Genomic DNA, 23,841 nt, shown 5'->3' on the forward strand with positions numbered 1-23,841 from the left:
GTGAAACATGTTCTGTTGACCGGAGCTAATGGCTTTGTCGGTAAAGTACTGCTTGACCAACTATTGGCCGGGGGCTACCGAGTAAGCTGTGCTTGTACTACGCCTAACGCGTCACCCCGTGCAGGTGTCGAACAGGTTGTATTGGATATCCGAGACCCAAGCGCTTGTGTAGCGACGCTGGAGCGGTTGAACCCAACCCATATTATCCACCTGGCCGCCATTTCCCATGTGCCGACCAGTTTTCGCGACCCACTGCTGACCTGGAATACCAATGTCATAGGAAGCCTGAATCTGCTGGAAGCCATCAAGCAGAAGGCCCCGGGCGCATTTGTTGTATTAGCCAGTTCTTCGGAAGTCTACGGACAGGCCTTCAAGGCCGGCGTAGCACTGGATGAAGGCAGCCAGTGCTTGCCGATGAATCCTTATGCCGCCAGCAAACTGGCTGCGGAGTTGGCATTTGAGCAGTACTTCAAACAAGGCGTTCGTGGCGTCATTGCACGTCCCTTCAATCACATTGGCAGTGGTCAGTCGCCTGACTTTGTGACCGCTTCATTTGCCCGGCAGATTGCGCTGATCGAAAGTGGCAAACAGGCCCCTATCATGCAAGTCGGCAACCTTGAAGCTTGCCGTGATTTTCTCGATGTGCGTGATGTGTGTGCCGCTTACTTGCAGTTGCTGGAATTGAGCGATGGTCGTGATCATCCACGGCTGTTCAATATCGCATCGGGGCAGGCGCGCAAGATTCGCGACATTCTTGATGAGATGATCAGTCAGAGCACTGCCAGCATTACTGTAGAACTCGACCCCCAGCGCTTGCGTCCATCTGATATTCCATTTGCTGTGGGTAACTGTGACCGCATCCGCGACGTGCTCGGCTGGCAACCAGCTACCCCGCTGAAAGACACCCTGGCTTCGTTGCTGGCTGACTGGCGTTTGCGTGTGGTGGCTGAATAGTGAAAGTGATGATGGGCACGGAGTCGTTGCGACCTCCCTTGACCGGTATTGGCAATTACACGCTCAACTTGCTGAGAGAATTTAACACGCTCGAGGTTATTGAGGCCGTGGATTGTTTTAACGGTGATCGATTCTCTCCCGCTTCAGAGGTCTTGAAGGGGCACGACTGCTCCGCGCAGCCTGCCCGCGTCGACAGCCCCAATTGCGGATGGAAGAGCAAACTACGCAGTTCTCTACGCTCGTTACCTTTGGCTTATCGCCTCAAGGCAGCGTGGTCTGAATCGCGGTTCAAGCAGGGTGGCCGTACGCGTCGAGACTTTGTCTATCACGAACCCAATTTCATTCTCAAACCTCATGACGGCCCTAGCGTAACCACCATTCATGACCTCTCATTCGTCAGTCATCCTGAATTCCACCCAGCGGAGCGAGTGGCCTGGTTGACTCGCCAGCTCCCGCGCACGCTCGACCGTGCGGATTTCGTTATTACTGACTCAGAAGTTGTGCGCGCGCAGTTGATTGAGCAATTCAGTGTAGCGCCTGATCGGGTGACAGCTGTCTATCTTGGCGCCGATTCCCGCTTTATAGCACGTACTGAAGAGGCGACCACATCGGTGTTGACCAAGTATGACTTAGTACATGGTCGCTATTTGGCGTTTGTGGGAACAATTGAACCGCGTAAGGGGCTTACCGTATTGCTGGATGCATGGGATCGCCTGCCCGAGGTACTTCGTCGCCATTGGCCTTTGGTCATTGCCGGCGCACCGGGCTGGCGGAATGCGGATTTGATCAGTCGCATCTTAGCGATGCAAGCGAAAGGCGAAGTTCGCTTTCTTCAATACGTTAGTTCACACGACTTGCCATTTATCTATGCGGGCGCTGCTACCTTCATCTATCCATCCATTTATGAAGGATTCGGCTTACCCGTACTAGAAGCCATGTCCAGCGGTGTACCCGTTATTTGTGGGGCAGGAACTTCAATGGCCGAATTTTCTAACGGCGCCTGCAGGTTATTCGACGTCGAAGATGCTGCGGTACTGGCGACGGCCATCTCTGAGCTTATAGAGGATCCGGCGTTGCGTACCCGCATGTCCTACGACGGCAAGATCCGCGCGAGTGAATTTTCCTGGTCGCGTTGCGCGCAGGAAACCCTAAAGGCCTACGTGAAGGCGAAGGGCTCTGCTTACCCATTGAGTTCATTATAGTAAAACAGCTCCGCTGCGGAGGCAGATACCAGCGCAATGCTATTTGAAAACCACGTCCGTTTGAATATTTTACGACGTCTACGAAACGAAAGGCGAATGAGCTGACTCTATGCAAGATGTTCCTCAAGCCGATATAGGTGCTGTTTGAAGATACTACATTTTTACAAAACCTTTGCCGCCCACCAACATGGGGGCGTGGAAATGTTTATTCGCCATCTAACCCATGCAACAAGTCAGCAAGGGTGTGAAAACGTTGTGCTTTCTTTAGCTCCGGAAGGGGCGTCGTCGGAGGAAGGACCGGCTTATCGACTGGTTCATGCCAAGGAAAACTTTAATCTGGCATCTACGGGTGTCTCGCTCTCTGCTTTCAAGGTTTTTTCTGAGCTAGGCACGTCAGCGGATATTATCCATTACCACTTTCCGTGGCCGTTTATGGACGTCGTGCATTTTGCCACGCGCCTCAAGAAACCAACGATCGTAACTTATCACTCTGATATCGTTCGCCAGAAAGTACTAAAATGCTTCTATACGCCCTTGCAAAATGCATTTCTAAATAGCGTTGATGCTATTGTAGCCACGAGCCCAAATTACCTGAAAAGCTCGCCGATATTAGCGAAATATCTGAATAAGACCAGCGCAATCCCGATCGGCCTGGAAGAGTCTATGTATCTACCGGTTCAGCCAGAAAAAGTGGCTGAATTAAAGTTGCAACGTGGCCGCTTCTTCTTATTTGTCGGAGTGTTGCGTTATTACAAAGGATTAGAGTTTTTGCTTCAGGCAGTTGAGGGCAAAGACTGGCCTCTCTTGATAGTAGGCGCCGGACCGTTGGAGCAGGAATTGATGAGTGTGGCAGCCGAGAGGGAGCTGCATAATGTGCACTTCATTGGGCAGGTGAGTGAGCAGGAAAAAGTCAATTTATTGGCCGCCTGCTACGCGGTGGTTTTTCCATCACACCTTCGCTCGGAGGCTTTTGGTATAAGCCTCTTAGAGGCTTCCATGTTTGGTAAACCCATGGTGTGCAGTGAAATAGGCACGGGGACCAGCTACATCAATCAGCACCAGGTTTCCGGCCTTGTGGTGCCGCCCAAGGACGCACTTGCAATGCGGGCAGCGATGACGCAGCTATGGGAATCGCCAGTGCTCGCTGAGCGTTTCGGACTAGCTGCAAGGGAGCGCTATTTGGAAGTTTTTACTTCTCGTAAGATGGGCGAAGAATACATGAAAAAATATGCTGAGCTTTTAAGCACTCCAGCAAATAAATGAAGAGGCGCGTGTTGGCGTCTTTAGCGGGCCTCAGTTGTTGCCAAAGGAGTGAAAACCAGTGAAGGACCGGGTAAATCAGCGGATTATTCAGGGCTATGAGGGGATTATTCAGCATGCCGTCACCCTCTCATCATTCAATCCGTTATAATTTTTTTCGGCAGGTTTACACCGCTCGGTCCTACGGATATGGACCGCCCAGCCAATGCATTTTAGAGTCGACCGCCCTTGAGCGCGTTTAACTCTGTCGCTTGCCATTTTATTTTTGTAAATTTGATCCATTAGTAGACTGAGACCAGCAGGGAAACTGAAATATGACCACAGCCCACCAAGACCAGTTCGAGCGAGGCTTCATCGGCGCAGTTGAAGAGGATCAGCGTAATAAGATCGCCGTGGTAATCCCTTGCTATAAGGTAATCGCCCAAATTTTGAATGTGATCGCAGCAATTGGTCCTGAAGTCGAACGCATTTATGTTGTTGATGACTGCTGTCCGGAAGGTTCAGGGGCCTACGTGGAACAACACTGTACTGATGGGCGAGTGGTGGTTCTGCGTAACCCTGAGAATCAGGGGGTTGGTGGCGCGGTGATGAATGGTTATAAGGCTGCGGTGGACGAAGGAATGGACATCATTGTCAAAATTGATGGCGATGACCAAATGGACCCTGGGTTGCTGTTGAACTTTGTGAATCCAATTCTCGATGGTGAGGCTGATTACACAAAGGGCAACCGCTTCTACGACCTCGAAGAAATCCGAGCGATGCCGAAGATTCGCCTGTTTGGTAATGCTGTACTTTCGTTCATGACAAAATTTTCTTCCGGCTATTGGGATCTGTTTGATCCAACAAATGGTTACACAGCGATACATCGAGATGTCGCCAAGCACTTACCCTTTAACAAAATTAGTCGACGCTACTTTTTCGAGACCGATATTTTGTTCAGGCTGAACACGCTTCGTGCGGTAGTCGTAGATATACCGATGGATGCCAAGTATGGCGATGAAGTAAGTAATTTGAAGATATCTAAAATTGTGGGGGAGTTCTTTGTCAAGCATGTGCGGAATTTTAGCAAGCGTATTTTTTATAACTACTACCTCCGTGACATGTCGTTAGCGTCAATCGAACTGCCCGTAGGTCTGCTGATGCTGGTAAGCGGCGTAATATTCGGTACCTCTCACTGGATCAACTCGATGTACACTGGCCTTCCAACACCGGCCGGCACTGTTATGCTATCAGCCCTGCCAATCATTTTGGGCATCCAGTTTATTTTGGCATTTCTAGGTCAGGATATCGCCTCTGTGCCCAGGAGGGCTTTTCACTTGTCAAAACTGAAATCCAAACCCAAGGCAGGTAATCGCTGATGGTTTATGCAATCGCTGTATTGTGCGTGTTTGGCATCGCCGCTGGACAAATAATGTTCAAAATAAGCGCGAGTTCACTGCAGCGTGCAGGAACCTTTTTTGATCTTAAGACCCTGATGATTCTTGGTTCCGCCTTTGCCCTTTATGGGTTAACTACAATTGCCTGGGTCTGGGTTTTGCAGAAAGTTGAGCTGGGTAAAGCCTATCCGCTCATGGCGCTGGCATTTGTCCTAGTCCCAATTGGCAGTCACTTCATATTGGGCGAGCGCTTTCACACACAGTATTTTGTCGGTGTTCTCTTCATAATGTGCGGCATCATTCTGGCGGTAAAGTCATAAAGATGGCTGATCTATAAAGCTGTTAGGGCAAACATTAAATAAGGAAGGATGCTGTATGCGGTTATCAAATAGGGTGCGTTTAGACGCACCCGTGGCAATTATGGGCATTATGGTGCTCACTTTTATTTTGCTCATGCTACGCTCTAGTGGGCTCTACACGTCGGTGCTAGGTGATGAGTATACGTACAACTCCATGTCGAGGTTGATGCCGCTGTCAGCAGCCAGTATTCCCGGCTATTTATACCTTTCGATTTACAAACTCACGCTAGTCTGCGGCAATGGTTTTATGGGCTGTGTGAAGCTTTTTAATTCATTGTTTTTTGTTTCTGCCGCTCCCTTTATTTACCTGACCGCTCGGCGATACTGCGGCGTCCGTGTTTCGGTAATAATTGTTGCGCTTAGTATGTTGGGACCCATCAACAGCTATACTTCTTTTTTTATGCCAGAAGCGCTCTTTTTCCTATCGTTCTGGATAGGTATGTTCTACTTCTTGAGCCTTGATGCGAGTTCTCCTGTAAAGAATTGGTTGATTTTTGGCGTTATTATGGGGTGCACCTCACTGATCAAGCCTCACGCGTTGTTCGTGGTGCCAGGGTTTTGTTTGTGTATCTTTTTCTTTTCGTATAAAAACATCGAGAACTGGATCGCAACGGGGCTGAAGAACTCGGTACTCTTTGTGGTAACGATGCTTTCGACAAAATTCGTGATCAGTTTTTTAGTGGCTGGCAAATCAGGCTTGACATTGTTTGGTAATTTCTATACATCAACTCTTGAGTCAAACACGACGACGATACAGCGTTACTTGGACATTATATCCGCTGCTCCGAAAATTGCTGAAGGGCATATTCTCGCTAATGCGTTGATGTTTGGGGGCGCGTTGGCAATAATTATTTTTGGAATGCTTAAAGCGTTTTCTAATAAAACTATTCTTGCCGAAGATAAATTTGCTTTTTGTACGCTTACTTTGTTACTTAATCTGATCGCAATTGTTGCGCTTTTCACTGCTTCAGTAGCGGGAACGAATATAGTTGAAACTGCTTTCAGGCTTCACATGAGATATTACGATTTCATGTTGCCGATGCTTTTTATTGCAGTTGGCTCTAAAATCAATAGCGTTCACGATGCGACGCATAAATATGCGCGATTTGCCCTGATTGTAGTTCTCGGTGCAGGAATTTGTTATGCAGCACTGAACCATATGCTACCTTTTACCACGAGTTATATTGATAATCCGGAGCTTCGCGGTTATACTTTTAATAATAAGTGGCTAATGGTTTTAGCTGCGCTCTCTGTGTTTACGCTAGCCCTTTGGTATAAATCGGTTAGTGCAGGTGCTGCCGGTTTTCTATTTGTCTATCTACCTCTTTGTATAGCAGTCAGTACTGTATACAACACGATGGAAGTCAGAGAGCGTATGGTGCCTGATGCCTATGACCTAGGTGGTATGTTCGTAAAAAGTTACCTTCCCCCAGCTGAACTCGGCAGTCTTGTGGTTGTGGGCGACAACCCGGCACTGGTAATGAGATCTCTTTTTTATGTTGATAACATACATGCGACTCCGGACCGAAGCTATATTCCAGGTGAGCCTTACACTGCGGCGCAGACGCCCTCTGACAAAAAGTGGATCTTGGTGTTTGGTGACGTAGACTTAGTGAAAGGGGACTTTAAAGTAATGAGGTTCAATGGATATTCTCTCGCCAGGAAGATTTCCAACCTTTACCCGTTGGTCATTGACTTCAGCACTAATTCAACACCAGATTCAGTAACGAAGATTTCAGGGCTTTCTCATGTTGAAAACTGGGGGACTTGGTCGGATGGTTCTAATGTTGCGATTACCTTCAGTCAGCCGCTGCCAGCGGCGTTTGAAATGGTCATTACTGCAAATGCGTATGGGCCTAACGAGAATGAAGTATTCGATGTGGAGGTGGATAATAAGAACTATCCGCTAAAGTTATCGGGCGAGATGACCTCTCACACAGTCCGCATTGACAATCCAGACAAAGTAGATAAGTTGCTTATAAAAGTTCCGCGTCCTTCTTCACCTAAACAGCTAGGTGTGAGTGAAGATCCGCGCCTATTGGGTATTGGCTTAAATACTCTAACTATTCGCCCGCTACCGTAAATTAGGTGAGTCAGTGGTGGACAGCTGCCACCACTGATTTTCTACCTGATCTACCCCTCCCCCTTCGTAAAATACGTATCTAGTGGACGCGGGCTTGCCTGTCTTATGCTGCTAGTACCACCTGCTGACACGATATCGCCGTAAGTAGTGAGGTGCTGAGGCACTGAATTGGTCGGGGCGCTTATGCGGTGTTAGCTTCCATGCTGAGAGAAAACACGGTACTGGAGCGCAGATCAAATCGGAAGTGTCGGAAGGTGAGCTACCCGCCTACTGAAGTAACCAGAGTGGGGCATTATCGTATGCCGATATCTAACGTCTAGAAAAATTGAAAGACAATAGGAACCTTTTAATAGGATAGACTTTTTATTGTTTATAAGTGATTGTATGTTTTAGATATTTAGAAAATGTTGTTGGGGTCTTAGGCTCGGAAGGAAAAGGCGTCCGATATAATCTATTTTTAATTGTGTGGCCTATGATTTAGATCTCTATAAGTTCACTGGGGGTTTAAGTAGAAGTCCAGTCGCTTATCTCGCATTTATAAATTTGGTTATAGTGCGCTATTGCCCATCACTATTAATAATGATCGTGGGTTTTTTAGGCTCGTGCTGCGTCTGAAGTTTCCTTGCCCGTGTCAGCCGGTTTTTTGGTTATAAGTTTTCCCAGCGTTGCACTAGGTTTTTCAATTGTGATGTGAATGAATAGGGCGAGTAGTATTGTGATGAAGAAAACGATGAGTAGAGAAACGCTAGCAGAGATTCCTTGGTCCGTGAGAACTCTGATTAGGGAATAGCCTAAAATCGAGTGCGTTGCATAAATTGGAAAGCTTATTTTAGCCATGAAATCCAAAATCGAATTCTTTCTTGAGAATTTACAAAGAGAAACAGCTAAAGAAAAAAATATCAATCCATAAGTGAAGTTGTAAATCGCGACTGGACTCATGAAAGGGGGGGGTGATGTGCCGGTTGTGAGTATGATTGCAAGTATCAATACGTGCGCTAAAAATTTCTTGAGTGAAATATTCCCGATTAGTAGTAATAAAATATTGTGCCGTTATATACTAATCAGTATTAGTTGCCATTTGAGGTTGGGTATTGAAAAAATATCTACCCCCAAGTACCTGAATTGAGTCAGGCGATGGTGGAATCCATTCGCGGTAGGCAAGTATAAGCGTTGATGTCATTAGGAGTGCCGTCGTGTGCGCCTGTCTTATATGTGTTATGTGTATGGCGCATACGATGTAAAATTTTATTTCTACAGCCGGTGTCCAATTTATGAAATCTATTGTAGGTTGAGAGAAGTCGTTATTGATTAGGAGGAGGTTGATTCCTACATTGAAAAAATCTAGTGAATACTCGATGCCCCAGTGGTTTGATGAAAGCCATGTCCCAGTTAGCATTATTAGCGAGCCGATAAAATAGATCGGATATATTCTTAATGCTTTTGCAAATAAAAATCTTCAGGTGGTAGTCATTTTTAATGAGAAGGTATCACAAAGCCGTTAATTAGGAAGAATAAAGCAACTCCAAGAGTTCCATAATTGAATGTTGGTAGTGTTATGAGGTCTGTCCAAGACGAAGCCGAAACCGTCTCTATCGGTGCGTGGATGTATTTTGCGACGATATATCTATTGTACCAATATACGGCGCACCAATGTGTTAGAAGTACCATTGTTGCGGCGATACCTCTTAGTTGGTTCGCAAAGATAATTTTTTTCCTGTTTTTTCATGAATGGTCCATTTTGGTTTTTTTAAGCTATGTAGGCGGATTTTATTTTTTGAGGTTTTGGTTTTTATATAGTAATTTGGCAGTGATTCTATATTCGCTCATCTATTTTTTGTGTTCGAGTGTGTTCCAATTTTTCGGTGCGTTTTTCACATCATTCTTCGTAGCTCGATTTAGTGCTGTGATTCTACATACGCATAGCAGGTATGTCATTTTGATATCTGTCGTGTCTTATAATTATGCTGCATATATGAATCGCCTTTGCTATAGCATCCACAGAGCGCAGTTAATTGACTTATGAATGCACATTAGCATCGAGAATAAGTAAATTTCTTCCAAGTTGCTTTTTGTCGATAGTTCACCACTTTCTTACCTTGTCACTCTGTATCAGCCCGTGCTGACCTCTCGCTGCGTAGCAGGGGGCGACCTAACGTTTGATGCTATGGGCGCCTACTGCCTAAGTAAATCGGTCTCTCCACCCTTAGTAGCAAGCCTGTCTACACGGTTGTGTGATCGCTAGGGATTTGCATTTAGAACTGATCGGTGAATTCTATTATCCACCGACTGTTCGAATGACAATGACTGAGCTAAACGTAAGGCTTTTACTAATTACTGAATCCGCGTTTTTATCGTACTTAGAGGTCGCCTATGGCTCACGACACGATTTTTTTCGGCAAAAACACTTATTTTCGACACGTTATGCTCGCACACTATATTTATGACGGATTCCCTGATCCTATCCTTCAAGCCGCCATCGGATACACAAACAACCCAAAATGCAGCAAATTCACCCCAAAGTGTGTCACCACCGCCGCTCCCAACCCGCCAAATCTATGCGCCAAACCATACCCAACCCCGGCACCACCCGCCAACAATGTCCACTGCCAGCCAGCACCGACATGAGCCAGTCCGAACAGTAAGGACGCCAGTAACAGCGCGAGGTTTTCCCCGTAAGGCAGCTGTTTAAAGCGTCGACTCAACCCGCCTTGGATATAGCCTCGAAACAGCGCTTCCTCTACCAGTGTTACCAGTAACAGATTATTCAATACCCATAACCACGCCTGTTCCGGCCATTTCGGTGCCCAGTGGGTAATCCCCAACAACACTGCACCACCCAATGCCGCCACGGCTGTGAGCGTCAACGCCAGTGCCGTGACGCATAGCGTCAGACGCAACGAGCGCCGCGCCACGATCCATGGGCAGGCCAGCAGTAACCAGAAACCAAGCAGCGGTTTGTCCTGGTTCAGGTACATCGAGAAAGGCACGGCGTCAGGCGTAAAACGCTGCGGAGCAATTCCGCGTCCGTTGTAGAAGCCCGGCAACCAATGCATCGCCAAGCCCAGCGCCATCACGATGAACAAGCCGTGGCCGAGGTAACGCGCCCAAGGTGTGCGTTGCTGGCGGACTGCATATCCGGCGATCAGCAATAGAGCGACTGAGACGGCGGCGATTACGCCAAGTTGCCCGTAGGCCAACGCGATCAAATAGCCAGCGCAGAGAAGTGCCAGGTACAGCCAGGGCAGGGTGAGCATGTGTAATCCTTGAAAAAAACTGGTCGGCATTATAGCGACCCTACCTTTGCCTTAAAATGAAAAGTCATCCACGCGCCCGACTCGGGTCAGGGTGATTGCCAAGCCTGCCGGCAGCTGGTTATAGTCGTGGCTTGTTCACCCCTTCATACAAGATCAGCCCATGCCAGCTTTCCCTTGCATAGCGGTAATCGATTCAGCGCTCAACGCTGTGGTCGTGCCGTGCGGGAACAAGCAGCCTGCGCAGATCAGTCACTACCCCCCACCTGTCAGTAGCACGCCGGTGTACGCAGTCGTATCACCGCCGGGTGTTGGCATTTCGGGCTGATCAGCGAATCGCTGTTCCCGTCTGCCTGCCTGAAAAAAATCAACTGAATTTCAGCGTTTGCTGAATCGGCTTTTTTTGCCTGATTACAGGTGGTAACCATGTCCGTCCTTTCGAAACAATCCGTGGCCGCGGCGGCCACGACGAGCCTGTTTGTCCTGCTGTGGAGCAGCGGGGCGATTTTCTCCAAGTTGGGCCTGGCCCATGCTTCGCCCTTTGCCTTTCTGTTGATCCGTTTTGCCATCGCCCTGGCAGGGTTGGTGATCTTGGTGCCGATCCTCAAGCTGAAGCTACCCCGCACCGGCAAGTCGATGTTGTATGCGGCGGCAACCGGGCTGGTGCTGTTGGGGGCGTATCAGATTTTCTATCTGCTGGCCCTAGACCTCAAAGTGACGCCCGGCGTGATGGCAACCGTCATGGGCGTGCAGCCGATCCTGACGGTGGTGCTGATGGAACGTCAGCGTTCGTTAAGCCGCATGTTCGGCCTGACGCTGGGGTTGGCGGGGTTGATCATGGTGGTCTACCAGGGCATTGGGCTGTCGGGCATGTCTCTGGCAGGGATGCTGTTCGGGCTGCTGGCGCTGGCGAGCATGACCTTTGGTTCCATCATGCAGAAGCGCATTACTGACAACCCCTTGGGCACGCTGCCGGTGCAGTACCTGGCCGGGCTGTTGCTGTGCTCGGTATTTGTGCCATTCCAGCCCTTCCACTTTGAACACAACGCCGGCTTTTACCTGCCAGTGTTGTGGATGGGGTTGGTGGTGTCATTGCTGGCGACGCTGTTGCTGTACCGCCTGATTGCGCGAGGCAATCTGGTAAATGTCACCAGCCTGTTTTACCTGGTGCCGGCGGTAACGGCCGTGATGGACTATCTGATCTTTGGCAATCGGCTCGCGGTATTGAGTGTGCTAGGGATGATTTTGATCATCATCGGCTTGGCGTTTGTCTTCCGTAAACACTAGAAGGTGAGCACCAAGGGGGCGGTAGATCGCACGCCGAAACGCCCCCTTGGGCATCAGAGGGTCATGTTGTACCTGTAGGGCGATGCTGTAATAATTCCGCCCTTTAGAATGTAAGTTATTTTTATATGGGGTAATCGGTGCGTCTGCAGGTGGCGGCTGGCTGAGCAACGCTGCCGGCTTCGGTCGAGGGTTTCTCTCTAGTGACAAAGTCGTGGTTGCAGGCCGTATTTGTTTAAAATCGGTCTCTATACTCTCGTCGTATTGAAAGTGGCGGTTTCGCTGGTGCAACGCCTAATTTTCCCCGTTTCGCCGACCTCTTCGTGTTTCAAGCGCTCACTCAGCGTGTTGCTTGCCTGTTAATCGTCGAGGCGGTTTTATCAGACGAGTGCTAGGGTTTCGGTTGGCGGGTGTGAATCGGCAGACGTTGATGGGAAACTTCGGGCCCATCCTTGCGACATTACTGAAAAGATTTAACTCAATGACTATCTTAGTAACCGGCGGTGCAGGCTTTATCGGTGCAAACGTGGCATTGGGCCGGGTAGTGAAGCGCTACTCCGAGCGTTCTATATGAGAATCTTACTGCTTGGCAAAAATGGCCAGGTAGGCTGGGAACTCCAACGTAGCTTGGCGCCTTTGGGGCAAGTCCTGGCGTTGCACTCCAAAAGCCCGGACTACTGCGGTGACTTGAACGATCTGCAAGGGCTGGCGGCTACCGTGCAGCGGTTTGCGCCTGACGTAATCGTCAACGCAGCGGCTTACACCGCCGTCGACAAGGCCGAGAGTGAGCCGGGCCAAGCGCTGCGCGTGAATGTTGAAGCCCCCGCGGTGCTGGCAACAGAAGCCCGAAAGCTGAATGCCTTGCTGGTACATTACTCCACGGACTATGTGTTTGACGGCCAGGGTGATACGCCTTGGCAGGAAAGCGACCCAGCGGGCCCGCTGAGCGTCTATGGCACGACCAAACTGCAAGGTGAGCAGGCGATCCAGGCCTCCGGCTGCACGTACCTGATCTTGCGCACCAGTTGGGTGTATGCGGCGCGCGGTAATAACTTCGCCAAGACCATGCTGCGCCTGGCAGCAGAACGTGACAGCCTGAATGTGATCAACGACCAATTTGGCGCCCCTACCGGGGCGGACCTGCTGGCGGACGTCACCGCCCATGCTATCCGTGCGGTGCGTTTGAACCCTCAATTGCAAGGCATCTACCATCTTGCGGCAGCCGGTGAGACCACTTGGCACCGGTATGCCCGTTTCGTGCTCGACCAGGCGCAGGCGGCAGGTGTGGAGCTCAAAGTCGCTTCGGCATCCGTCGGCGCGATAACCACGGCCGCTTATCCTACGCCTGCCAAGCGTCCTGGCAACTCTCGACTCAATACTCAAAAACTGCAGAATGCCTTCTCCCTTTGCCTGCCTGAATGGCAGGACGGTGTGGCACGGATGCTTAAAGAAATTCTAGAGAAATGACTATGCTAAAACGCAAAGGAATTATTTTGGCCGGCGGTTCGGGCACGCGCCTTCACCCTGCAACCTTGGCTATTTCCAAACAGTTGCTACCGGTTTACGACAAGCCGATGATCTACTACCCGCTGACCACGTTGATGCTGGCGGGTATTCGCGACATTCTGATCATTTCCACGCCACAGGACACCCCGCGATTCGAGCAACTTTTGGGCGATGGCAGCAACTGGGGTTTGAATATTTCCTACGCTGTACAGGCGTCTCCGGATGGCCTCGCGCAGGCGTTCATCATCGGTGAGGACTTCATCGGTAATGATCTGTCTGCACTGGTGCTGGGTGACAACATCTATCACGGTCATGATTTTAATGAGCTGCTCAAGAGCGCAATGTTGCGTCAGGACGGCGCCAGTGTCTTCGCGTATCACGTGACCGATCCGGAGCGTTATGGCGTCGTAGAGTTCGATACTGAGGGCAAAGCGATCAGCCTGGAAGAGAAACCGCTGCAACCCAAGTCAAACTACGCGGTTACCGGTCTGTATTTCTACGACCAGGACGTGGTTGAAATGGCTAAAAGCATCAAGCCGTCGCCGCGTGGCGAACTCGAGATTACCGACCTCAACCGTCTCTATATGGAGAAGGGCAAGCTGTCGGTTGAGATTATGGGTCGTGGCTACGCATGGCTGGATACAGGCACGCATGACTCACTGCTACAGGCCAGCCACTTCATTGCAACGCTTGAGCATCGTCAGGGGCTTAAAGTTGCCTGCCCTGAAGAAATTGCGTTTCGCCAGAAGTGGATTGACGCCGAACAGTTGGAGAAACTTGCGGTGCCGCTTTCCAAGAATGGCTATGGCCAATATCTCAAGCGATTGCTCAGTGACAAGATTTTTTGATGGCCTGAGTGGAACGCGGCATCCCCAGTTGCTGCCTTAAGGTCGATCCGTGGCACCGCCAAGCTGGCCCGATAACATGTTGGAGATACCGTAAAAATGAGAGCCACTTCCCTCGCCATCCCGGACGTTATTCTGTTTGAACCGAAAGTATTCGGGGACGAGCGCGGGTTTTTCTACGAAAGTTTCAATCAGAAGGTTTTCGAGGAGGCTGTCGGAAAACCTGTCCACTTCGTGCAGGACAACCACTCAAAATCTGCAAAAGGCGTGCTGCGCGGCCTGCATTATCAGATCAAGCAGGCCCAAGGAAAGCTGGTGCGTGTGATACGCGGAGAAGTCTTTGACGTGGCAGTGGACCTGCGTAAAAGCTCGCCCACATTCGGCCAGTGGGCGGGCACTTACCTCAGCGAGAACAACCGAGCCCAGCTTTGGATACCCGAGGGTTTCGCTCACGGCTTCGTAGTGCTGTCTGAAAGTGCTGAGTTTCTGTACAAAACCACCGATTTCTGGGCGCCAGAGCATGAGCGCAGTCTTGCCTGGAATGACGCCGACGTGGCTATCGATTGGCCGATTTCCGAGCCGCCTACGCTGTCGGCCAAAGATACCAATGCCACCCGTTTTGCTGAGGCTGAAACCTTCGCCTAGTTGGCCTTCCTGTCAGGCACTTGAGCGTGCCCACACCCGTCCTGGGCTGGGCACGATCTCCTACAACGCTTTCGCCAATTTTCCGGGTCGCAACACCAACCACAACGCCCCCCACAACACCCCAAACGGCGGAATCATAAACGTCACCGTCATCGACTTCACCGGCCCAATGGACGACAGCAAACGGAAGTACAGGATGTAGGCAAACGCCGTACACACCAGCCCCAACCCCAGCAACGAAGACCATACCTGCCAACCACCCCAGTTCGCTGGTGGATGGCTGATGGCGCTGTAGGCAAAGAACGGCAGTAAGAACAGGGTAGCGCCGAGCATGCTGCCCAACGCCGCAAGTCGGCTGTCCAGGCCGCCACGTTGATCGAGCCAGCGTCGCGCAAGGAAACCGGCAAAGCCGTAGCACGTGGTGGCCAGCAGACAGGCCAGTGCGCCCATCAACAAGTCCCTATCAAAGGCTACCGGCCCGGCTCGGGTCAGGACTCCTACGCCAAACAGGCCCAAACACACACCGGCGATTTTCGAAGGCGTCAGGCGTTCACTGAAGAACAGCCCACCAATCAACACGCCCATCAACGGCGTGGTGGCGTTGAAGATCGCCGAGTAGCCTGCCGGCAGCACCTGGGCCGCCACGGAGTACATGGTGGCGGGAATCCCGGAGTTGATCACGCCGAGCAGCAGCACGGTTTTGAACTTGCCCTGGAAGTCCCAGTTCACGCGCATCATCGTGAGAATTACCAGCAACCCGGCGGCAGCAATCGACACGCGAAAAAACGCAGTCGGCACCGTGCCGATTTCCGGCGCAATGATGCGCATGAACAGGAAGCTGGCGCCCCAAATGGCAGCCAGCCCCAACAGGTACAGGGTGTCGACAGGTCTCACGGAACACTCCTATATCAATAAGGCGGCGAGTGTTGCCCAGTGGCCTGCGCGACACAATCGCTAATTACAGGACAAACCGCGTGACCATGCCGTTGAGGTCCACCGCCAGGCGCGACAATTCGTGGCTGGCCGCCGAGGTCTGGGTGGCACCGGCGGCGGTCTGGGTCGACAGGTCGCGGATGTTCACCAGGCTGCGGTCGACATCGCGAGCCACCAGGGCCTGTTGCTCGGCGGCGCTGGCGATCACCAGGTTGCGTTCACTGATTTGCGAGATGGCGGCGGTGATTTTTTCCAGGGCGCTGCCGGCGTTGTTGGCCCGCTGCAAGGTCTGGCCGGCGTGCTCGGCGCTGCTGTTGAGCGCTTCGACGGTGCCTTGGGTGCCTTGCTGGATGCCGTTGATCATCTGCTCGATTTCTTCGGTGGAGTCCTGGGTGCGTTGCGCCAGCGAGCGCACCTCGTCGGCCACCACTGCAAACCCACGCCCGGCCTCACCTGCGCGGGCGGCTTCGATGGCGGCATTCAGCGCCAGCAGGTTGGTTTGCCCGGCGATGCCGCGGATCACTTCCAGCACTTTGCTGATGTCCTGGGCTTGTACGGCCAACCCTTCGGCCTTGTTCGAGGCGCCGAGCACTTCGTCCACCAGGTTCTGGATCGAGCTGATGGTTTCGCTGATCTGGTAATGACCGTGCTTGCTGTCTTCGTCGGAGGCCTTGGATGCCTCGGCGCTGGACACCGCATTGGCCGCGACTTCGTCCACCGCCGCGCTCATCTCGTTGACGGCGGTGGCGGCCTGTTCGATCTCATCGTTCTGCGCTTGCAAGCCACGGGTGCTCTGCTCCATCACCGAACTCATCTCTTCGGCTGCGGACGCCAGTTGCTGCGCCGACTCGCTGATGCCATGGAGGGTGGTGCGCAACTGGTCCTGCATGGTGGCCAGGGCCGTCAACAGTTGCGCCGGTTCGTCGCTGCCTTTGACCACGACGGGCTGGCTCAAATCACCACCGGCAATGGTGCGCGCCACGGCCAGGGCCTGGCCGAGCGGGGCGGTGATGCTGCGGGTCAGCAGCCAGGCGAGCAACAAGGTCGCGATCAGCGCACACACAATGATCAGGCCGACCACCCACTGTGCGCTGGTATACATCTGCGCCGCCGCGTCTGCTGCGGTTTCCACGCCTTTTTGGTTGAAGGTAATCATGTCCTCCAGGCTTTTATTCAGGAGCGTGCCCTGCGGGCCGAGGCGCGTGCTGAGCAGGTCGATGGCGTCTTGCTGCTGGTCCTTGTCGACCAGCTCCACCATCTGGCTGACGATACTGTTGTAAGTGTTCACATTGATGTTGAGCTGCTTGAGCATGGCGCGTTCGTCGTCGCCGCTGAGCAGGTCTGCGTGGTGCTCCAGCAGGGTGTTGAGTTCGCTGCGCTGGTTGGCGATCAGGCTTTTGCTGTTGTCGCGGATCCGTGATTCGTCAGTGGTCGCCATGCGCATCGACTCCAGGCGGATGCTGGCGATGCAGGCTGCAGCGTCGTGGATATTCTCGATGCTCGGCATCCACGATTCTTCAATCACCAACGCGCTTTCGCGCAGCTTGGCCATCTGCCCCAGGCCAAACATTCCGACGATCACCAGCATGCTGGCCAACACCCCAAAACTCAGGCTGGCGCGCAGACCGATCGGCATATTCCTCAATGACATCTTAGTGCTCCTTAGGCGATTTGAACCGGTTCCCGGGTCGGTCTTCAGACCTTGTTAGGTTGGGAAGGGCGCGCTATATATCAAAGTGCCATCAAGGTGGTAATCGGGGTTTCCCCTAAGTGGTATCAAGGGTGTTACATACGTTGAGAACTCACAGGTTTGCGCGGTTTCCTGGCAACGAGCGTCAAGCCCCGCAGCTCCAGGCCTGTAGCGGTGGGCGGCGCGACTTTATGGTGTTTTTGCTGACCGTGCGGTCGATTGGTGAAAACTGAAAATAAATGTACAAATTGCATGATGTTGTACAGTCAGGCCGTGCAAATCATCCTTCTCCTGCCTCGATTCACTGGCTAAGCTCAGGCATCCAGATACCCGTTCGAGGTTTCCCGCATGTCGCCATCCGCCCCTGCCATTGCCCGCATGATCCTCGATGGCTTCGACGATTACCGTGAGCACTTTCGCCAGATCACCGACGGCGCTCGCGAGCGTTTCGAAAAGGCTCAGTGGCAACAAGGGCAGGCGGCATCGGCGGCGCGGATCAATTTGTATGAAGAGAAGGTCGCTGAAGTCACGGCGCGTCTGCGTGCCCACTTCGATGAGGCGGTGTTGCTGGCAGTGGACGAGTGGCCATTGGTCAAAAGCGCGTACATCGGCCTGATCGACCTGCGTTTTGACGATGAGCTGTCCGAGACCTGGTACAACTCGATCTTCTGCGGGCTGTTCAGCCATGACCTGATCAGCGACGGCTGCATGTTCGTCCACACCACGCGGCCCAGCCTGCGCCGGGCACGTGCGGCGCAAACGCGTACCTATAAGCCTGCGGGTGACCTGGCGGCGACGCTTACGCAGATCTTCGCCGATTACCGCTTCAGCGAAGCCTACGCCGACCTCGACGGCGACCTGCGCCGCCTCCAGGCGCAGTTGCGCGAAAACCTGCCGGATTGGGTGTGCAAAGACCCGCAGCTGAGCATCGAGCTGTTTTCGTCAGTGCTTTACCGGAATAAAGGCGCCTATCTGGTTGGTCGTATTTTTACCCGTGACGAGCAATGGCCCCTGGTGATTCCGTTGTTGCACCGCGAAGGGCGCGGCATCCAGATCGATGCGCTGATCACCGACGAAGCCGATGTGTCGATCATCTTCTCCTTCACGCGCTCCTACTTCATGGTCGATGTGCCGGTGCCGGCCGAGTTTATCGGCTTTCTCAAGCGCATCCTGCCCGGCAAGCATATTGCCGAGCTGTACACCTCGATCGGTTTCTACAAGCACGGCAAGTCGGAGTTCTACCGCGCGTTGATCAACCACCTGGCGACCACCGATGATCAATTCATCATGGCGCCCGGCGTGCGCGGCATGGTCATGAGTGTGTTCACGCTGCCGGGCTTCAACACCGTATTCAAGATCATCAAGGACCGTTTTTCGCCGTCGAAGAACGTCAACCGCGCCACGGTGATTGAGAAGTACCGGCTGGTCAAAAGTGTTGACCGTGTGGGGCGCATGGCCGACACCCAGGAATTCGCTGACTTCCGTTTTCCGTTGAGCAAGTTCGAGCCCGAATGCCTGGCCGAACTGCTGGAAGTCGCCGCCGGCACGGTGCAGGTGGAGGGCGATACGGTACTGATTCGCCACTGCTGGACCGAGCGGCGCATGACCCCGCTCAACCTCTATCTGGACAACGCCAACCCCGCCCAGGTGCGCGAAGCCCTGGAAGACTATGGCTTGGCGATCAAGCAACTGGCGGCGGCGAACATCTTCCCCGGCGACATGCTGCTGAAGAACTTCGGCGTCACCCGCCACGGTCGTGTGGTGTTCTATGACTACGATGAAATTTGTTTTCTCACCGAGGCCAATTTCCGCCACATCCCCGCGCCGCGCACGCCTGAAGATGAAATGGCCTCGGAGCCCTGGTACTCCATCGGCCCGCTGGACGTGTTCCCGGAAGAGTTCCCGCCGTTCCTGTTCGCCGACGCCGGCCAGCGCAAGCTGTTCGACGAGTTGCATGGTGAGTTGTACAACGCCGACTACTGGAAAGGCCTGCAGGAAGCGATTCGCGCCGGCAAGGTGATTGATGTGTTTCCGTATCGGCGCAAAGACCCGCTGTAAACGCATATACCGTTTGGGAGGAGGCTTGCTCCAATTTAACAACGTCTGTGCGAAGTGGGCTGTTGTGGCGAGCAGGCTTGCCCTGCGTTGGGCTGCGCAGCGGCCCCAAAAACAGACTTAGAGTTCTTTCAGGAGTATCTCGGTGTCTACAATGGGGCTGCTGCGCAGCCCAACGCAGGGCAAGCCTGCTCGCCACAGAGGAGCGTGGGTTAAGACAGTTGCTCCCACATTTGATCCGGTTTACTTAGCCGTCTGCCAGATCAGCTGCTTTTCTGCCACACTTGCCGGCCGTGCATAAATAGACGACCTGCAAAGTACCTGATGACTGACCAAGCGCCCGCTATCGACCAACTGCTCAAAAACCTCGATCACGCCATGCTCGCCGACCGCCACCGCTTGCGGCGCCAGTTGCTTGAGCTGCGCAAGAAGCCCGACGAGGAGAAGCTGGCGCAATGGGTCACGCGTATGCAGGCGTCCTGCGCCCAAGTCACCGCGCGGCGTGCCAGCCTGCCGGTGATTCGCTATGACGACAGCCTGCCGATCGCGGCCAAGCGTGACGAGATCAAAGAGGCGCTAAACAAGCATCAGGTGCTTATCATTGCCGGCGAAACCGGCTCGGGTAAAACCACCCAGTTGCCGAAGATCTGCCTGGAGATCGGTCGCGGCCAGTACGGCCTGATCGGCCACACCCAGCCGCGCCGGATTGCTGCGCGCAGCGTCGCCAGCCGGGTTGCCGAAGAGCTGGCCACGCCATTGGGCGCGTTGGTCGGCTATCAGGTGCGTTTCGAAGATCAGAGTGACTCCAACACGCTGATCAAGCTGATGACCGACGGCATTTTGCTGGCGGAAACCCAGAACGACCGTTATCTGGAACGCTACGACACCATCATCGTCGACGAAGCCCACGAACGCAGCCTGAACATCGACTTCCTGCTCGGTTACCTGAAAACCCTGCTGCCGCGCCGCCCGGACCTGAAAGTCATCATCACCTCGGCGACCATCGACCTGGAACGCTTTTCCAAGCACTTCGACGATGCGCCGATTGTCGAGGTCTCGGGCCGCACCTTCCCGGTCGACACCTGGTATCGCCCACTGACGCTTGAGCAGGACGAGGAGGGTAACCGTGTCGAGGATGACTTGACCGTCGACCAGGCGATCCTCGCCACCCTCGACGAAATCGCCGCCTATGAGCGCAGCGAACGCCGCAGCCCCGGCGATGTGCTGGTGTTTTTGCCCGGCGAACGCGAGATTCGCGACGCCGCCGACATGCTGCGCAAGGCCCAGCTCAAACACACTGAAATTCTGCCGCTGTACGCGCGCCTGTCGCCGGCCGAACAGCAGCGGATTTTCCAGTCCCACCCAGGCCGCCGCGTGGTGTTGGCGACCAACGTTGCGGAAACCTCGCTGACCGTGCCGGGCATCCGTTATGTGATCGACAGCGGCACCGCGCGCATCAGCCGCTACAGCTACCGCGCCAAGGTGCAGCGCCTGCCGATCGAGGCGATTTCCCAGGCCAGTGCCAACCAGCGTAAAGGCCGCTGCGGCCGGGTTGAGCCGGGCATTTGCATTCGCTTGTACAGCGAAGAAGATTTTATCGGCCGTCCGGAATTTACCGACCCGGAGATCCTGCGCACTAACCTCGCTGCCGTGATCCTGCAGATGCTGCACCTGCGCCTGGGCGAAATCACCGACTTCCCGTTTATCGAACCGCCGGATGGCAAGGCGATCAGCGACGGTTTCAACCTGCTGCAAGAACTTTCGGCAGTCGACCGCAACAGCCAGCTCACGCCGCTGGGCCGCCAACTGGCGCGCTTGCCGGTGGACCCGCGCATGGGCCGCATGCTGCTCGAAGCGGCCAAGCTTGGCAGTTTGCAGGAAGTGTTGATTGTGGCCAGTGCCATGTCGATCCAGGACCCTCGCGAGCGTCCGCCGGAGCGCCAGCAAGCCGCCGATCAGGCCCACGCACAGTGGAAAGATGCAGACTCGGACTTCGCCGGGCTGGTTAATCTGTGGCGCGGCTTTGAAGAACAGCGCCAGGCGTTGACCGCCAGCCCGTTGCGTAACTGGTGCCGCAAGAACTTCCTGAATTACCTGCGCCTGCGCGAGTGGCGTGACTCCCATCGCCAGTTGAGCCTGATCTGCCGCGATATGCAGCTGACGGTCAACAAGGAGCCGGCCGACTTTGCGAAACTGCACAAGGCGGTGCTGTCCGGTTTGCTCAGCCAGATCGGGCAAAAAACCGAAGACGGCGATTACCTCGGCGCACGGCAGCGGCGCTTCTGGATTCACCCGTCCTCGGGCATCGGCAAAAAACGTCCGCAATGGCTGATGACCGCCGAACTGGTGGAAACCACCAAGCTGTATGCGCGCATGGTCGCCAAGATCGACGCCGACTGGATCGAGCCGCTGGCCGGGCACCTGATCAAGAAAAACCACTTCGAACCGCACTGGGAAAAGAAGCGCGGCCAAGTGGTGGCGTTTGAGCAGATCACCCTGTTCGGGCTGATTGTGGTCGGGCGCCGGCCGGTACATTACGGGCCGATTGACCCGGTGGTGTCCCGCGAGTTGTTTATTCGTGAAGGGTTGGTACGCGGCGAGATTCAATCCCGCGCCAAGTGCCTCACGGCCAACCAGCAACTGCTGGAACAGCTCGATGAACTGGAGGCCAAGGCCCGTCGTCGCGACATTCTGGCGGATGAAGAAACCCTGTACGCCTTTTATGACGCGCGCTTGCCGGCAGAGATCCACCAGACCGCCACGTTCGATAGTTGGTACAAGGTCAACAGCCAGAAAGACCCGCAACTGCTGATCATGCGTGAAGAAGACGTGCTGGCCCGCGAGGCCAGTGAAGTCACCGCCGCGCATTACCCCGACACCCTGAACCTGGGCGACCTGGAACTGGCCCTGAGTTACCACTTTGAACCCAACCACCCCCGCGACGGCGTAACCCTGCGCGTACCGGCGCCGCTGTTGCCGGCGTTGCCGCCTGAGCGCCTGGAGTGGCTGGTGCCGGGTGTGATCGAAGCCAAGTGCATTGCGCTGGTGCGCAACTTGCCCAAGGCGCTGCGCAAGAACTTTGTGCCGGTGCCGGATTTCGTCAAGGCCGCCCTGCAACGTATCGAATTTGGCCAGGGCTCGTTGCCCCAGGCGCTGGGCCGCGAATTGCTGCGCATGACCGGCGCGCGGGTCAGCGATGAAGCCTGGGCCGAGGCGGCGCAGCAGGTGGAAAGCCACCTGAAGATGAACCTGGAGGTGGTTGACGGCCAGGGCAAGTTCCTGGGCGAAGGCCGCGACCTGGCCGAGCTGACCGCACGTTTCGCCGAGGCCAGCCAGGCCGCATTGGCTGTACCGCAAACCGCGAAAAGCCAACAGCCGGTGGAAGCCAAGGTGTTTGCCGCCGTGGCGGAAAAGACCCAGCAAAAGATTGCTGGCCTGTCGATGACGGTGTATCCGGCACTGGTCGAAGAAAACGGCACGGTCAAGGAAGGGCGTTTCTCCACTGCCGCCGAAGCCGAGTTTCAGCACCGCCGCGCCTTGCAGCGCCTGCTCATGCAGCAACTGGCGGAACCGGCAAAATTCCTGCGCGGCAAATTGCCTGGGTTGACTGAGCTGGGCCTGATGTACCGCGAGCTGGGGCGCATTGATGCGCTGGTGGAAGATATTCTGTTGGCCAGCCTCGACACCTGCGTGCTCGAAGGCGAAGCCAGCCTGCCGCGTGACGGTGCGGGTCTGGCTGCGTTGGCCGAACGCAAGCGCGGCAGTTGGACCGAACACGCCGAACGCCTGGCGCGCTTGACCCTGGACGTGCTGAAACTCTGGCATGGCTTGCAGAAACGCTTCAAAGGCAAGATCGACCTGGCCCAGGCGGTGGCGTTGAACGACATCAAACAGCAACTCAGCAACCTGGTGTATCCCGGTTTTGTGCGCGAAACCCCGGCGCAGTGGTTCAAGGAATTGCCGCGCTTTCTCAAGGCCATCGAGCTGCGCCTGGAGAAGTTGCCAAGCCAGGTGCAAAAGGATCGGGTCTGGAGCTCGGAGTTGGGCGGCTTGTGGGCGCAGTACCAGAACCGCCTGAACAAACACGCCCAGGAAGGCAAGCGCGACCCGCAGTTGGAACTTTACCGCTGGTGGTTGGAGGAATACAGGGTGTCGCTGTTTGCCCAGCAGTTGGGCACCAAGGTGCCGATTTCCGATAAGCGTTTGAGCAAGCAGTGGAGCCTGGTCGAGGCCTGAGTTCTTCCTCGATCCTCCAAACAACGCCCAACCCCTGTGGGAGCTGGCTTGCCTGCGATGGCATCACCACCGTTTGACTGATACACCGCAGTGTCTGCATCGCAGGCAAGCCAGCTCCCACAGTGGATTGCGGGGGTTAATCCTGGGGATGGCGCCAAATGC

The 23,841-nt window shown here is 54.1% G+C and carries 15 protein-coding genes; 12 read left to right on the forward strand and 3 right to left on the reverse strand.

The annotated features are described in order from the left end of the window. The 6 genes from ACQY47_RS22995 to ACQY47_RS23020 all read left to right on the forward strand — a co-directional run bounded on the left by ACQY47_RS22995 (position 1) and on the right by ACQY47_RS23020 (position 7,234). A complete protein-coding gene (locus ACQY47_RS22995) occupies positions 1-954 on the forward strand; it encodes a GDP-mannose 4,6-dehydratase (RefSeq protein ID WP_428552185.1) in 954 nt (317 codons plus the stop codon). An 8-nt stretch (positions 955-962) separates the two neighbouring features. Then, positions 963-2,156, forward strand: coding sequence for a glycosyltransferase family 4 protein (locus tag ACQY47_RS23000; protein ID WP_428557379.1), 1,194 nt, complete (start codon positions 963-965; stop codon positions 2,154-2,156). A gap of 144 nt (positions 2,157-2,300) precedes the next feature. Next, positions 2,301-3,419: a glycosyltransferase gene (locus tag ACQY47_RS23005; protein WP_428552188.1), complete on the forward strand. Its 1,119-nt coding sequence runs from the start codon at positions 2,301-2,303 to the stop codon at positions 3,417-3,419. A 311-nt stretch (positions 3,420-3,730) separates the two neighbouring features. Continuing rightward, positions 3,731-4,774: a glycosyltransferase family 2 protein gene (locus ACQY47_RS23010; RefSeq protein ID WP_428552191.1), complete on the forward strand. Its 1,044-nt coding sequence runs from the start codon at positions 3,731-3,733 to the stop codon at positions 4,772-4,774. Further along, positions 4,774-5,112 carry an EamA family transporter gene (locus ACQY47_RS23015; RefSeq protein ID WP_428552194.1) on the forward strand — a complete coding sequence of 113 codons (339 nt, stop codon included), beginning with the start codon at positions 4,774-4,776 and terminating at the stop codon, positions 5,110-5,112. The genes ACQY47_RS23010 and ACQY47_RS23015 overlap by 1 nt, the downstream gene beginning before the upstream one ends. Positions 5,113-5,167: 55 nt before the next feature. Continuing rightward, on the forward strand, positions 5,168-7,234 hold the full coding sequence (locus tag ACQY47_RS23020) for a DUF7024 domain-containing protein (RefSeq protein WP_428552197.1): 2,067 nt from the start codon (positions 5,168-5,170) through the stop codon (positions 7,232-7,234). A 2,465-nt stretch (positions 7,235-9,699) separates the two neighbouring features. Here the strand turns inward: ACQY47_RS23020 and ACQY47_RS23025 are convergent. Continuing rightward, the gene (locus tag ACQY47_RS23025) at positions 9,700-10,488 is read right to left on the reverse strand and encodes a CPBP family glutamic-type intramembrane protease (protein WP_428552200.1); all 789 of its coding nucleotides are present in this window, start codon (positions 10,486-10,488) and stop codon (positions 9,700-9,702) included. A gap of 423 nt (positions 10,489-10,911) precedes the next feature. Here ACQY47_RS23025 and ACQY47_RS23030 point away from each other — a divergent pair, with 423 nt between their 5' ends. The 4 genes from ACQY47_RS23030 (at position 10,912) to rfbC (ending at position 14,765) form a co-directional block, all read left to right on the forward strand. Beyond that, complete coding sequence (locus ACQY47_RS23030; protein WP_428552203.1) at positions 10,912-11,772, forward strand: DMT family transporter; 861 nt, start codon at positions 10,912-10,914, stop codon at positions 11,770-11,772. Positions 11,773-12,339: 567 nt separating this feature from the next. Beyond that, positions 12,340-13,236 carry a dTDP-4-dehydrorhamnose reductase gene (gene rfbD, locus ACQY47_RS23035; RefSeq protein WP_099548836.1) on the forward strand — a complete coding sequence of 299 codons (897 nt, stop codon included), beginning with the start codon at positions 12,340-12,342 and terminating at the stop codon, positions 13,234-13,236. A gap of 2 nt (positions 13,237-13,238) precedes the next feature. After that, a complete protein-coding gene (gene rfbA, locus ACQY47_RS23040) occupies positions 13,239-14,123 on the forward strand; it encodes a glucose-1-phosphate thymidylyltransferase RfbA (protein ID WP_099548837.1) in 885 nt (294 codons plus the stop codon). A gap of 96 nt (positions 14,124-14,219) precedes the next feature. Continuing rightward, on the forward strand, positions 14,220-14,765 hold the full coding sequence (gene rfbC, locus ACQY47_RS23045; RefSeq protein ID WP_170039198.1) for a dTDP-4-dehydrorhamnose 3,5-epimerase: 546 nt from the start codon (positions 14,220-14,222) through the stop codon (positions 14,763-14,765). A 60-nt stretch (positions 14,766-14,825) separates the two neighbouring features. On the opposite strand, the gene ACQY47_RS23050 is transcribed toward rfbC, so the two are convergent. Then, positions 14,826-15,659 carry a DMT family transporter gene (locus ACQY47_RS23050; protein ID WP_428552208.1) on the reverse strand — a complete coding sequence of 278 codons (834 nt, stop codon included), beginning with the start codon at positions 15,657-15,659 and terminating at the stop codon, positions 14,826-14,828. Positions 15,660-15,723: 64 nt separating this feature from the next. Beyond that, positions 15,724-17,349, reverse strand: coding sequence for a methyl-accepting chemotaxis protein (locus tag ACQY47_RS23055; protein WP_099548840.1), 1,626 nt, complete (start codon positions 17,347-17,349; stop codon positions 15,724-15,726). 387 nt (positions 17,350-17,736) lie between these two features. On the opposite strand from ACQY47_RS23055, the gene aceK reads away from it, so the two are divergent. Both aceK and hrpA read left to right on the forward strand, forming a co-directional pair. Then, on the forward strand, positions 17,737-19,446 hold the full coding sequence (gene aceK, locus ACQY47_RS23060) for a bifunctional isocitrate dehydrogenase kinase/phosphatase (protein WP_428552212.1): 1,710 nt from the start codon (positions 17,737-17,739) through the stop codon (positions 19,444-19,446). Between the two features lie 321 nt (positions 19,447-19,767). After that, positions 19,768-23,679, forward strand: a complete 3,912-nt coding sequence (hrpA, locus tag ACQY47_RS23065; protein ID WP_428552215.1) for an ATP-dependent RNA helicase HrpA — start codon at positions 19,768-19,770, stop codon at positions 23,677-23,679. Positions 23,680-23,841: the final 162 nt, after the last annotated feature.

The sequence above is a fragment of the Pseudomonas edaphica genome, from assembly GCF_965277385.1.
Lineage (GTDB): Bacteria > Pseudomonadota > Gammaproteobacteria > Pseudomonadales > Pseudomonadaceae > Aquipseudomonas > Aquipseudomonas edaphica.

Coding starts and splice junctions, on each gene's coding strand:
- ACQY47_RS23000 (WP_428557379.1), top strand. CDS start 963: ATGATGGGCACGGAGTCGTTGCGACCTCCCTTGACCGGTATTGGCAAT.
- ACQY47_RS23010 (WP_428552191.1), top strand. CDS start 3,731: ATGACCACAGCCCACCAAGACCAGTTCGAGCGAGGCTTCATCGGCGCA.
- ACQY47_RS23015 (WP_428552194.1), top strand. CDS start 4,774: ATGGTTTATGCAATCGCTGTATTGTGCGTGTTTGGCATCGCCGCTGGA.
- ACQY47_RS23020 (WP_428552197.1), top strand. CDS start 5,168: ATGCGGTTATCAAATAGGGTGCGTTTAGACGCACCCGTGGCAATTATG.
- ACQY47_RS23025 (WP_428552200.1), bottom strand. CDS start 10,488: ATGCTCACCCTGCCCTGGCTGTACCTGGCACTTCTCTGCGCTGGCTAT.
- ACQY47_RS23030 (WP_428552203.1), top strand. CDS start 10,912: ATGTCCGTCCTTTCGAAACAATCCGTGGCCGCGGCGGCCACGACGAGC.
- rfbD (WP_099548836.1), top strand. CDS start 12,340: ATGAGAATCTTACTGCTTGGCAAAAATGGCCAGGTAGGCTGGGAACTC.
- rfbA (WP_099548837.1), top strand. CDS start 13,239: ATGCTAAAACGCAAAGGAATTATTTTGGCCGGCGGTTCGGGCACGCGC.
- rfbC (WP_170039198.1), top strand. CDS start 14,220: ATGAGAGCCACTTCCCTCGCCATCCCGGACGTTATTCTGTTTGAACCG.
- ACQY47_RS23055 (WP_099548840.1), bottom strand. CDS start 17,349: ATGTCATTGAGGAATATGCCGATCGGTCTGCGCGCCAGCCTGAGTTTT.
- aceK (WP_428552212.1), top strand. CDS start 17,737: ATGTCGCCATCCGCCCCTGCCATTGCCCGCATGATCCTCGATGGCTTC.
- hrpA (WP_428552215.1), top strand. CDS start 19,768: ATGACTGACCAAGCGCCCGCTATCGACCAACTGCTCAAAAACCTCGAT.